Origin of the sequence: Salinisphaera sp. G21_0, assembly GCF_017744115.1 — a bacterium.
Classification (GTDB): Bacteria; Pseudomonadota; Gammaproteobacteria; order Pseudomonadales; family Endozoicomonadaceae; genus Endozoicomonas.
Genome location: NZ_JAGHQW010000040.1, coordinates 1 through 11,711 on the forward strand (window position 1 = coordinate 1; position 11,711 = coordinate 11,711).

The 11,711-nt window shown below is 48.3% G+C and carries 13 protein-coding genes; 4 read left to right on the plus strand and 9 right to left on the minus strand.

Going from position 1 to position 11,711, the window contains the following annotated elements:
* Window positions 1-205 precede the first annotated feature (205 nt).
* From J7439_RS17500 to J7439_RS17510, 3 genes are all read left to right on the plus strand, one after another.
* A complete protein-coding gene (locus tag J7439_RS17500) occupies window positions 206-433 on the plus strand; it encodes a transposase family protein (RefSeq protein ID WP_209203244.1) in 228 nt (75 codons plus the stop codon).
* Window positions 434-445: 12 nt separating this feature from the next.
* Window positions 446-841 carry an ISAs1 family transposase gene (locus J7439_RS17505; RefSeq protein WP_209203295.1) on the plus strand — a complete coding sequence of 132 codons (396 nt, stop codon included), beginning with the start codon at window positions 446-448 and terminating at the stop codon, window positions 839-841.
* Between the two features lie 179 nt (window positions 842-1,020).
* Window positions 1,021-1,422: an ISAs1 family transposase gene (locus J7439_RS17510; RefSeq protein ID WP_209203245.1), complete on the plus strand. Its 402-nt coding sequence runs from the start codon at window positions 1,021-1,023 to the stop codon at window positions 1,420-1,422.
* Window positions 1,423-1,441: 19 nt separating this feature from the next.
* Here the strand turns inward: J7439_RS17510 and J7439_RS17515 are convergent.
* The 4 genes from J7439_RS17515 to J7439_RS17530 form a co-directional block, all read right to left on the minus strand.
* A protein-coding gene (locus tag J7439_RS17515; RefSeq protein WP_209203246.1) for an IS3 family transposase occupies window positions 1,442-3,006 on the minus strand; the annotation gives its coding sequence in 2 pieces (ribosomal slippage) (window positions 1,442-2,553 and window positions 2,553-3,006; 1,566 coding nt in all).
* A 532-nt stretch (window positions 3,007-3,538) separates the two neighbouring features.
* On the minus strand, window positions 3,539-3,922 hold the full coding sequence (locus J7439_RS17520; protein ID WP_209203247.1) for a type II toxin-antitoxin system VapC family toxin: 384 nt from the start codon (window positions 3,920-3,922) through the stop codon (window positions 3,539-3,541).
* Window positions 3,909-4,190: a type II toxin-antitoxin system Phd/YefM family antitoxin gene (locus J7439_RS17525; RefSeq protein ID WP_209203248.1), complete on the minus strand. Its 282-nt coding sequence runs from the start codon at window positions 4,188-4,190 to the stop codon at window positions 3,909-3,911. The genes J7439_RS17520 and J7439_RS17525 overlap by 14 nt, the downstream gene beginning before the upstream one ends.
* 47 nt (window positions 4,191-4,237) lie before the next feature.
* Window positions 4,238-4,576, minus strand: coding sequence for a hypothetical protein (locus tag J7439_RS17530; RefSeq protein ID WP_209203249.1), 339 nt, complete (start codon window positions 4,574-4,576; stop codon window positions 4,238-4,240).
* A 29-nt stretch (window positions 4,577-4,605) separates the two neighbouring features.
* Here J7439_RS17530 and J7439_RS17535 point away from each other — a divergent pair, with 29 nt between their 5' ends.
* Window positions 4,606-5,322: a hypothetical protein gene (locus J7439_RS17535; RefSeq protein WP_209203250.1), complete on the plus strand. Its 717-nt coding sequence runs from the start codon at window positions 4,606-4,608 to the stop codon at window positions 5,320-5,322.
* Window positions 5,323-5,607: 285 nt separating this feature from the next.
* Here the strand turns inward: J7439_RS17535 and J7439_RS17540 are convergent, their stop codons facing one another.
* From J7439_RS17540 to thiM, 5 genes are all read right to left on the minus strand, one after another.
* A complete protein-coding gene (locus J7439_RS17540; RefSeq protein ID WP_209203251.1) occupies window positions 5,608-7,335 on the minus strand; it encodes an autotransporter outer membrane beta-barrel domain-containing protein in 1,728 nt (575 codons plus the stop codon).
* A gap of 230 nt (window positions 7,336-7,565) precedes the next feature.
* On the minus strand, window positions 7,566-8,780 hold the full coding sequence (locus J7439_RS17545; RefSeq protein WP_209203252.1) for a hypothetical protein: 1,215 nt from the start codon (window positions 8,778-8,780) through the stop codon (window positions 7,566-7,568).
* Window positions 8,781-8,897: 117 nt separating this feature from the next.
* Window positions 8,898-10,097, minus strand: a complete 1,200-nt coding sequence (locus J7439_RS17550) for a hypothetical protein (protein ID WP_209203253.1) — start codon at window positions 10,095-10,097, stop codon at window positions 8,898-8,900.
* A gap of 198 nt (window positions 10,098-10,295) precedes the next feature.
* A complete protein-coding gene (gene ubiT, locus J7439_RS17555; RefSeq protein WP_209203254.1) occupies window positions 10,296-10,826 on the minus strand; it encodes a ubiquinone anaerobic biosynthesis accessory factor UbiT in 531 nt (176 codons plus the stop codon).
* Window positions 10,823-11,632 carry a hydroxyethylthiazole kinase gene (gene thiM, locus J7439_RS17560; protein WP_209203255.1) on the minus strand — a complete coding sequence of 270 codons (810 nt, stop codon included), beginning with the start codon at window positions 11,630-11,632 and terminating at the stop codon, window positions 10,823-10,825. Before thiM ends, ubiT begins: the two co-directional genes overlap by 4 nt.
* Window positions 11,633-11,711: the final 79 nt, after the last annotated feature.

Consider the following 11,711-nt stretch of genomic DNA (forward strand, 5'->3'; position numbering starts at 1 on the left):
TTAGCTACTTAACCATCCAAAACAGGAAAAACTGTCTTTAAAAATGATGATGAAGTAAAGCCAGAAAGATCATGGTCAAATAAGAAATGTTGAACCTTTTCGAATTGAAGTGGTTTAACCGTACTGCACGGCAAAAACATGAGCATTTTTTGAACAGACAAGCAGGCTAAAAAAGTGCAAAATACCTCCTTTTTCCTGATTATCTATGTCTGCAAAATCCCTGTTCTCTAAATTCAGCACCCTCACCGACCCTCGTGATCCCAAGAAAACAACACATATTCTGGCAGAGATTATGTTCATCGCTGTTTGCGCCATTCTATGTGGAGCCGATGACTGGAACGCTATTAGACTGTTCGCTACAACCAAAGAAAAATGGTTCCGAAAATATCTGACTTTACCCGGTGGAATCCCCGTTGCCATTACATTTAATTGAGTCTTTGCTGCTATTGATCCAGATGAGTTTCGCCAGATCTTTATCCAGTGGATACGGGATGTTCTTGCAGGCCTAGAACTTTCCGACAGCAGAATCGTCGCTATAGATGGAAAGACCATTAAAGGTTCAGCATGGAACAAGGGCAAAGATGCCATTCACATGGTCAATGCCTGGTGCACCGAAGCAGGACTGTCTCTGGGGCAATATAAGGTGGATGCCAAGTCTAATGAAATTACCGCCATTCCCGCCCTGCTCAAACTCCTTGAACTGGCTAGCAGCCTGGTCACCATTGATGCAATGGGTTGCCAGAAGAAAATTGCCACTGCAATTCTAAAAAAAGAAGCAGACTACTTGTTGGCAGGGCTTACGCACCAACGGCTAAAAATCGGTAGACCTTGGCATCTGTGACGTATAGGCAAACCAATCACCAATCGCATGTCAAAAAAACGCATATATACGTCAATAGACGTTTAAAATAATGACTATTTTGATTAATAATCCTGAAAAATAATCCTTATGCGGTCATTTTAACTGCGTTAACCTATTTTGATAGTGTTAACTGATGCGTAAGCCCTGACTTGTTGGCTGTGAAAGGCAACCAGAAAAAACTCTATGGTGAACTGGCTCGAGCCTTTGAACAGCTTTGGCAAGACAATCCGGAAGACGCTCCCAGCCTTGAGTTTGCCGAACAGGAAGGTAAATCGCATGGCCGCATGGAACATCGTAGATGCTGGGTTATCAACAATATTGCTGAAGCTTCCAACGCAGCTGGCTGGAAAGCCAAAACGATAGCTGCCGTCCAGTTGGACAGCCAGAAAAAAGCCAAAGGAAACACATTAATCCGTTACTTCATATCAAGTCGTAAGCTGTCTGCTGAAGAGGTACTTGAGGCTACAAGAAAGCACTGGTTAATAGAGAACCAGTTGCACTGGGTTCTTGATGTTGCTTTTGATGAAGATCGTTGCAGGTCACGGAGTTTTTCAAGATAGTTGTCCCGATAACTGAATTTTAGGCGGCCTGTTTTCCGTGTTTATTGACCTCACACAGCCGCTCCGGATTCAGAGCAACAGCTCCAACAGGCTCCCAGTTCCGGATATCACCTGACCAGCGCGATGGGTTAGCTTCTCGCGCTTTGGTATACACCTGTTTTCTGTGTTTCAGGATTGCCGCGTCTCTTTGCTCATGACGCTGTGCTGGCGTAACAAAGCGAATCGAGCTATGACGGTGTTTGTGGTTATAAAACCGCTCAAACTTCAGCATCCACTGGCGGCCTTCATCCAACGTCAAAAAGCCCTGCGATGGCCATTCCGGACAATACTTCACCGTTTTAAATATCGATTCAGCAAATGCGTTATCATTACTCACTCGTGGCCGACTGTGAGAGGGTATAATCCCCAACTCATCCAGCTTGGCTTTGAAGGTACTGGAGGTCATTGGTGCTCCATTGTCTGAGTGCAATACTACCGGTGTTTTAATGCATCTTTCGGCCAAAACTGTTCGGTTAATCAGCTCGCTGGCCAGTTCCCCAGACTCCTGGCTATGAATTTCCCAACCAACAAACTTACGACTGTATACGTCCAGTATCAGGTAGAGATACCAGAACTGACCACGCACTCTTGAAGGAACGTAGCTGATGTCCCAACACCAGACCTGGTTGGGCCCAGTGGCAATATGCGTTGTGGGCTTCTTGCTTTTCGAACGCTTTTTACTGCGCCCACGATGGTGCAGCTGACCATGCTTTTTCAGAACTCGGTAAAAGCTGGATTCTGAGGCGACATACTCACCCTTGTCCGCAAGTGCCGGTACAATCTGCGATGGCGGCAGGCTCGCATATTCTTTTTCATTGCTGATAGCCAGGATTCGCTGTTCCTCCTCCTCAGTCAGTTTATTCGAAGGCGCTGGTCGCGATGCTTCCGGGCGTTTGTCTACCAATACCATGCCGTTATTATCACGCCAGCGATTGAGTGTCTTCAGAGCGATTTCCAGTTGTTCAGCAGCCTTCCAGCGGGAAGCGCCATTTACTACAGCTTCGTCAAACCATGACAGTAATTGTCGGCGCTCATCAACAGAGGTCAGCAGTCCTCGTTGTCTACCCCGTAGAAGGCATCGAGCTTTTTTGAAAGTACCAACAGGGCTGCGGCTTCTGCCAACGCCTTGTCTTTACGGCGAAGCTCTTTTTCAAGGCTCTGAATACGTTTACGTTCTTGCTTTGACTGTTTATTTTCCTGGTCTTTACGCTGGTCAGCCTGAGCAGCTCCGGAAATACAAGCCTGTCTCCACTCCTTGACTTGTTGAGGGTAGAGGCCATTTTTACGGCAATATTCGCTCAGCTCAGCTTCTGATAAAACGGCGGTCTCAACCACCACTGCAAACTTACTTTCAGCAGACCATTGTTCTGATTTTTGTTCGTTTCCAGGCACAGGCAATCCTTTATCCCGTAGAGTCTTTCGCCAATTATACAGTGTTTGTTCGCTGATACCTTCCTCTCTGGCAACATCTGGCACTGAGCGGTTGTTTGGAGGTAACAGTTTCTTCAAAACAGCTGATTTACGTTCCTCTGAGTAATGAGGCATATTAAGCGTCCATCGCCCACTGTCTAACTTTTATTGGTTAATCAGTAAGCAGGACAACTATCCTGACACAGCGGGGTCACGTGAGGGCTATGCAGCGGAAAATCTTGCGGTTGCAAGACAGGTAACTCTCAATCTTCTTAAGCTGGATACATCAGTAAAGGCAGGTATCAAGAACAAGTGACACAAATGTGGTTGGGATGAACATTATATGATGAATGTGCTTGGATTGATCAATATGTGATCATGTTTTTGCCGTGGGCTCCTTGGTTTTGCGTCAAGAAGAAAGACCTGACCCCAGCTTTGACCCCAGCTTTCTGACGTCAAGAAGAAAGACCTGACCCCAGCTTTGTGACCCCAGCTTTGCCAGCTTTGACCCCAGCTTCGAAGAAAGACCTGACCCCAGCTTCGTTGTGAAAACTTTTCCTTGCATCGCGGGGCGGACCATATATGACCCCAGCTTTCTCCAGCTTTCCAGTAAGCCCCTACTATAACCGCCTTAGCGGTTTAGTGGTGGGAGTATTTCACAATTTACTCAGCAGCGGGCACTTAACGCCTGAGGTAAATGCTCAATGATACGCTGATCACGGGTAATCAACGGGCAATCACAAAAAATGGCATCAGCTGCAATCAGCCGGTCAAAAGCGTCCCGGGTCCAGTGAATACCGATAGCCGATTGAACCAGTCCTGCGGTAGGCGTTTTTGAACAAACCATGCCCACATCACCATACAAGTCAGCAACTATTTCAGCAGGCGTGAAGGTAATCCGGCCAATCTCATGCAAATACTGAAGCTCCAGCCTTGCCAGTTCAGGCAAAACAATATCATGATATTCAAGTTGCTCCTGAGCCAGTGGAGAAATCTTGCTCAAATCACCACTGTGCAGAAAGACCGCAATATGCGTATCAATCAAAACCATTATCTGGCTCCCACTGGTGGGTGATCGCTTCCTCAAGACCATCTGCTGTATCAGGACCATCAGGCAGCAGGGTGTTGCGGACCTTAAGATTTCCAAGTTTTGATGAAGCTCTGGTGACAACATCCAGTTTTAACAGAGTTCCCCCCCGTTCAATGGTTAATGGCTTACCACTGGCGATCACTTCATCAACAAGCTGATAGATATTCTTGCGAAGCTGAGTCAGGGTTACCACCTGGTTGCTCTGTTCTGGTTCTTGTTGCGTAGGCATAAAACAAAATCCTTGAAGTATGTACGTCTATTAATGTAGAGCGTACGTTAAGTAATCGCAACCTTAAGGAAGGCCAGGCTCTTGAATCTTTTATTCCCCAGGCAAAACGGAGACAGGTCTTGAATCTTGAATGTGTTCAAAAAGAAAGCCCCCAGCTTTTCTGACCCCAGCTTTTCTACCTTGCTTCCTGGCTGTCGCAATCCCCTCCCTTTTACACTCAAAAGGGCCACTGGAAAGTCATCTGGAATGGCAACGAAGGCACTGCCCGACTTTCGCCCTTCTTTGATAATGGCACCAGTCTTGGCCATGAGCTCTTCCCGAAAAAGTTCAATCAATGCGTGCGTGACAATAATATGCTGCTCGCCTATATCAACCGGGGTAGACATCAGATGAAGTGGCATAAGGATGATTGAAAATGAGGCATATTGAACACTTAGTCGAGCCGGATCGAATACTTCTCTCATGGCAGGCACTGGCAAGCAAAAACCGCTCTCGCTTTGTGGTGGGCGAGCTGATACGCAAGGGTGAAAAGGTGACTCTCCGGTATTTTTCCGACAGTAAAGATTTTCAGCAGGCAGTAGCAGATGGTTTTACCGGTTATCCTGCCTTTCAGATTCAGGAGGGAGTAAGTCAGTACGATAATCAGGTGCTTGATGCCTTTATCCGTCGACTGCCGCCTCGAACCCGCAGCGATTTCTCCCGTTACCTGGAGCTTAGAGGCTTAAACCCGGAGGCTCAAATCAGTGACTTTGCCTTACTGGGGTATTCAGGAGCCCGGCTACCTGATGACGGCTTCGAGCTGATCCACCCGTTTGACAACGCTGACGGGGCATTTGAGTTTATCGTTGAAGTGGCCGGTTTTCGGCATGAGTCTGAGGTAGCCGTTGACGATATCCCCCTGGAGGCCAGCGTCAGCTTTATACCAGAGCCATCAAACACCTTTGATGACAGGGCTATCCGGATAGAACTGAATGGCCAGAAACTCGGCTATGTAGACCGTGGACGTCTTGATCTGTTCCACCGGCATTTGCAGGCATGCCATCAGCTAACCGGAGAAGTGATCCGTAAAAACGGAACTCCTGAACGGCCACTGCTTTATATCTATACGCGGGTTGTGCCCGTCACCCACTGAGAAAAGTACCTGAGCAGTCAATCCAAAAATGCGCTTATCAATGCCCTCTCAGAGAAAAACTCTCCTGCTGATATTGCCAGGACTATTGAAGAGGGCTTTGTTCGGGCTCCCAAATGCCCTTATTGTGTGTCGGATTCCCTTTAGCGCTGGCGGCTTGAATCTTATCTATCCAAAGGATGGATATTTATTGTCCAAAAAAAGCCTCCCGAAAAGGGAGGCAACTCTGTACACACTCTGTAAGCACTAAGCACACATAACAGTTAACCTTAAATACTACTCCTCCCGCTAAAAGTCATACCGCAGCCGGGCGATAAACCCATCGGACTTGAAGTTATCCATCCAGTCATGGCTGTAGTTAAAAGACAGCGTCATATTATCGTGAAGATCCATATCCACAGAGGCGGCAAACTGGTAGCGGGTGGTGTCACGTTTGGCACCGTGCACCACAAAGCTGTTGCCACCGGCGGCATAGTGAGCGGTCATGGTGACCGGATCGTCTTTAAAGTCGTGCAATACCATCAGTTTGAAGGCCGGGCGGAAGGCCAGATCATCACTCTGGATATCGCCCATCAGTCGCACACCCACGCCCAGTTCTATAATGGTGTAATCGTCGTTTTTCACCTGATCAAAGGCGAGGTAGTTCAACGGGGCAGACTCGCGGTAGTCGTCGGTGGTGATGCGGTAGTAATTAAAGGCCACCAGGGGTTGCCAGCTCCACTCTTCATTGCTGGGCAGGGTCATGCCGCCGCTCAGGCCGATACCCCAGCTCTTGCTGTCGTAGCTGGATTGTACCCGGTTGCCGCTGACGTTACGGTGGCCTTTGTTATCCCCGGAGGCATAGCTGATCATGCCATCCATAAACATATCATCCTGGTCATAAGAGCCGTACAGGGTGAAGATATGGTTCTTGCTGTCCATGGTGCTGCCGGACCCGGCACCTTCACCGCTGATATCCGACTTGGCATATGTGTAAGCCAACCCGGCATCAAACATTGGGTCCAGCTCCCAGTCTGCCCCCGGGGTAAAGCCATTGGTTTTGTCCTTGTAGCCAAACACGCCGTCTTTCTCATCCTGTTTGGCGTCGTTGTAGGCATATTGAATCCAGACACCACCGGACTCCATCATATCGCCACTGTTCATGCCGGTGCGGCGGTTGGTATTGCGGGTATCAATGGCTTTACTGGACATCTGTTGTGCATCGCGGGCGGCGGTAATGTTGCTGCCGGTATCATTAGGTGTGAGCTGTTTGGCCAGGTTGGCGGCAGTGGCTGGGGAGGTTGCCCGTTGGACCACAAAAGCATTGAGCGGATCGTCAACTGTGGCGCGCGACTGGGCGTCGGCAGCTGGTACTTTTTTTGGTGCAACGGCTATGTCCACAGCCCGGACCGCAGAAGCTGGGGCACCGCCTGTGAACGCCAGCTTACAAATGTGGTCTTTCATAGGCTGGATGGCCAGAATCATCTTTTTCTTATCCTTTGGATTCAGGATTGCGTGATAGTGGTCGTATTGCCCGGGCTTAGTGCCAACGACAGCGACAGGTTGATTAATGTCTTTTGCAGTGGCTGTCATCAATACCTGACCCTCTTTGGAACTTGCGCTGTCAAAAACCAGTGTGGCATTGTTTCCAATGACAATGTTATCTGCAGTGACAAACGGAGGTGTGACTGTAGCACCTGAATCCAACTTAATTTCACCATCCTGATCGAGTTTCGTTACCGTCATGCTTTTATCGATGATCAATTTACCCCCTTTGGCTAACTTCAGAGTTTCGAGGCTGCTGGCGGTAATCTTTACCGATTGGGAGGGGGTATTCAGAACCAGACTTAGATTATTGGCCGGAACATCAGTTAAATCTTTACCAACCTGAACCTCTTTGAGTGCCAGACTGCTGGCAATGATGCTACTGGCGTCGGTAATTGGTCCAAGGGTGGCAGCGCCTTTAATATCAATAGTACCAACGTTAGTGATTGCACCGGCCTGCACACCTGCGTTTATTGTTAAACTATCTATCAATCCTGATGCTTTGCCAGTGATCTTAATAGGGGAGGGGCCGTCTTTAGAAGGCGCTGTTGTGTTAATATGGAGACTGTCTACTTCAGTTGGAGCTGTTGCTCCAGAAGCTGATAATTCAATATTTTTGATAACATGACCTGATTTGCTTGCAAGGCTATTGGCAGTAATGGTCTGAACACCATTCAGAGGTGCACCAAGAGTCCAGCCTGGGTTATTGACCTCAATATTGGCTACATATTAAGGGCTGCTTCTGCTGTCAGCTTTGGCGAACCCGATATATGCAGATTGGTGATTGCGCCATCACCCGTAGTGGTGACAGCAAGGCCAACAGAAGCAGGTGCTGCCCGCAAGGTGTTTTTGGCTTCAGCGGTGCCAACTGGTGTTGTCGGCACTTCGCTGTTGATGTAAAGATCGCTAATTGCCTTATCGGTACTCAATGAGGTTGTCCCGGAAGCCCAACCCTGGACTGTCCAGTCGGTGCCTTTGATAGCGATGGTTTCAAAGGCACTGATATTACCCTTAATCCCTTCACCCGTTGTGGCGGTCAGGTTTATTGCGTCATTGGTGGCGTCTCCACCTTGAATATCCCCGGTAAACTTACCGCCATCAATGTTTAGGGTGACAGAACCTTTTGCAGTTGATGCAATTATTGCTGGTGCGCTGGTTAAGCCAGTGACAACAGAATCCTTATTAAAAGTAACAGTTGCGGTTTTACCCTCAGTCGGAGCAATTGCAATAGCTGCTTTTGTTCCACTTATCAGGCTGGAATTTTTCAAATTGCCTTCGATAATAGATACTCCAACTGTATCGGTTGCACCTTTGGCTGCCGTGATAGATCCTGTTCCATCAATAGTTAATGATCCGGCAGCAAGCTGAACGCCAGTAGCGTCTTTCGCAACGCTAACCTGACCGGTTTCAGTCAGAGTCAGGGTATTAGTACCAGACTGTCCGACAATGCTTGCGCCATCGCCTGTTCCGGTTACTTTGATGGTAACACCTGTCGGAATTTCCAGATTGCCGCCTTCTAATGAAATGTTTTCTCCTGGTTCTTTTATGTCAATCCCATTAATAGCTTTCACAGGATTTTGACCTATAATGATTGCTTGTTTTTCGGGCGGCCAGTAAGCAGGTTTTGTCGAATCGCTCGAGTCTCCACCTCCACCATTGCTCTGAGACATTACAGCAGGAGCCGCTGGTTTAACATCAACAGAAGGGGCAACATCCAACTCCTCAGCATACAAACCACCACTGCCACTCCACCCGGCCAGCACAGAGCTGATACCCAGAACCAGAGCTTTCTTTCTTAATATAACTACTGAACGACTCATCACATATACCTTGAACGACGTTAAGCGCCTGAAGATGGTTTTAGATGCCTTGAAGGGTGTTGAATCAAACCAGAAAATAAACGTCAGATAAATTATAAAAAAACGACGGATATCCAATTAATAACAAAGAATAGAATAACTGAACTTTAAGTTAGTCCAGGAACCACCGAATCTAAATATCGTTTATCTTTTAAAAAAACTTTATTAAGACAATTTTTTTATACTATGTCTCACTCAGGCCCTGTTATATTGCACACTAACTTCAGTCCATGGCATATTCCGAGCATATTCAATGGCTCTTTGTGCTATCTCTTCTGCTCCTGTGTAGTGGAAAGTATTGTAATGGATTTGCAAATTCTTACAGGTGAATTCCACATTAGCTAGCATTTCGACCTTGTTACCAGCGAAACAAACCTGTGCCGGGCGCTCGGGCATTTTCTCGATGTATTGCTCCATCACCGAGCCTTCTGTGCCCTGTTTGTCGGCAACGCTTTCGATACTGTCAAACAGGCGCTCATCGATATTGGCTTTTTGCAGCTTTTCTCTGGCTGCTGTTGCTGTGGCCCGGGTCAACACTACAATATGCGCGTCAGGTGCTTTTTGTCTGATGCGTTGCAGGGTCCGTTCAATATCGTTTTCAACAGCAACCCGTTTTAATTGCCCATGAACAAAGTCAAGGGTCACCAGGGTCTGGTCAACATTAAACATCACTAATGGGTGGTATCCCGGAGTCACATAGTCAATAACGGCGGCAATACTTTTTACGTTATATTCCCGATCCTGGATAGGCAAAGGCGTATGGCAGGTTGTCTGGGTTATGCCGGTTGCTGAGTTCTGCGATGGTGATTGCATCGCGCTTGCGTGGTGCGCATCCGAGCGCTCGACCCATTGCGTATACTGTTGCTCAATGGCCGCAAAGTTTGCCAGCGGTGTGATATTCGGGGAAGTTGTCCAGCCGCCATTGAGGTTGTCGGGACGGTAGCAGTGGAGCCCATCAATTGAGGTGATCGCCCGGTAAGCCTGATTAAAATAAACGCCTGTTTGTAAGTCAAATATTGTTTTCAATATCTGGCACTGTGTTTCCGTTAGCCGGGTGGCATCCGGGTTGGTTTCCACGGAACACTTTGTCTGGAGTGATGCTCCGGCTGTGTGAGGGTTTGATGCCGTGATCTTTCTTTGGGCAAGCGCTTTAATGTCCGGCGGAAGCAGGTCATAAAAGTCCTGAGCCTTGCTTATGTAGGGTTGGATCTGGTCTAGCTCATCACTGAACTCGCCATTGTAAATGCAAAGAACTGAACCCCGGGAGTTGGTCAGGTAGGGTCGCCCGCCGTTGTTGTGGCACTGATATTCTCCCGAATCAAGGTTGCTCTTGAGTTGTGCAATCATGCTCTCAATCAGTATTTTGTCAAGCTCTGGCATCATTCGGTCAAGCATTGGCATCTTCCGTTTGGTTTAAAGTGGCTATCATCGCCGTTTCGGATGGTCACAATGCTGTTCAGGTTAGCTGGCTGTGTAACACCTGTCATTGACCTTATGGTTAGTTATATTGACAAATTTTGCCGAGAAAAATATTTTGCTCAACGATTTTTCATCCCTGAGGGTGGCGACCTTTTCCCAGACTGAGTGATGAAGTTATCCTGTGACAAATCCTGAAGGCATTTTTTTCTGCAATTGCTGCCCCAGCCGGGCCAGTTGCTGGACAGGAATGGGCAGCTGTTCCAGCTCCAGGCTATCCAGCAGGTTTTTTACTCCAAGCCCCAGCTCAGTGTCACCCTCAATCATCAGGCTGCGTTGAAAGAACAGGGTATCCGGGTCTTCCTGTCGGCTGGCCAGTTTCAGGAAGGCTTTGCTGTCTCCCCGGAATTCAACATCAAAGTGTCGTGGGCCGGTAGCGGTCAGCTGACTGCCATCGAAACTGATAAAGAAGCTGATGTCGATATCAGTAATATGGATTTTCAGGCAGCGACTTTCCAGAAAATCAAAATCGCCTTCTTCTACCGGCGTATGGAAGATGTGGTTGATGGCTTTGGTCAGCGGTTTGTTCACCATGGCTGATGGCAGCAGCCTGACCGGCAGGCCAAGTAACTCAATACCTGGTTTTTTGAGTCTCTCCCGCAGGTTAATACCGGGCAGAGGAAGTCTAATAGATGGCAGCAGACTCAATGACAGCTCCTTCTCATATTGCTCACTTTTTCAAATTTCTCAATGGTGGCCCGGTCCAGCAGGTACAGCTCATCCAGTATGCGCAGTTGCAGAGAACCGGGGCCGGGGCAATCCATACTGGCCAGTTCGCCGGCAATGCCAAGGCAGGTAAGGCCCGATACGGCGGCAATCAGTGGTGTATCGCAGATCGCAAGAAAAGCACCGATGATGGCAGTTGCCGTACAACCGGTGCCGGTTACTCTGGCCATCATAGGGTGGCCATTATTGATTTTGTTGACGTCGTAGCCATCGGTCACATAATCGGTAGCACCGGTTACCGCGATAATCAGGTGATGTTCACGGGCCTTTTCCTGGATAAATTCCAGGGTAGACTCACTGCTACTGCTGCTGTCGACGCCTTTCCCCTCATTGGCACCGGTAAACAGGGCTTTGATCTCGGAGGCGTTGCCCCGTACGACGGATGGCTTGTTGGCCAGCAACTGTTTATTGGCTGTCAGCCGGAAGGGTGTTGCCCCGGCACCGACCGGGTCGAGAATCCAGGGCTTTTCAAGTTGTAATGCCGTTTCTGTGGCCAGAAGCATGCTTTGCAGACCGGAGCCGGTCAGCGTTCCTGTATTGATCACCAGGCTGCTGGTAATGCTCACCATATCTGCGACTTCTTCAATGGCATGGGCCATGATCGGCGATGCACCAATGGCCAGCAGGGCATTGGCTGTGATGTTGGTGACCACATCATTGGTGATGTTGTGAACCAGCGGCTGCTTTTCTCTCACTTCTTTGAGTGAATGAATCATTTGTTCTTGCATAGGAAAGGCCTTTTTATCCATTCTCAATAATAATGATGTCTGGCGGACAGTGAATTGACACGTGTCACGGTCTTGTCTC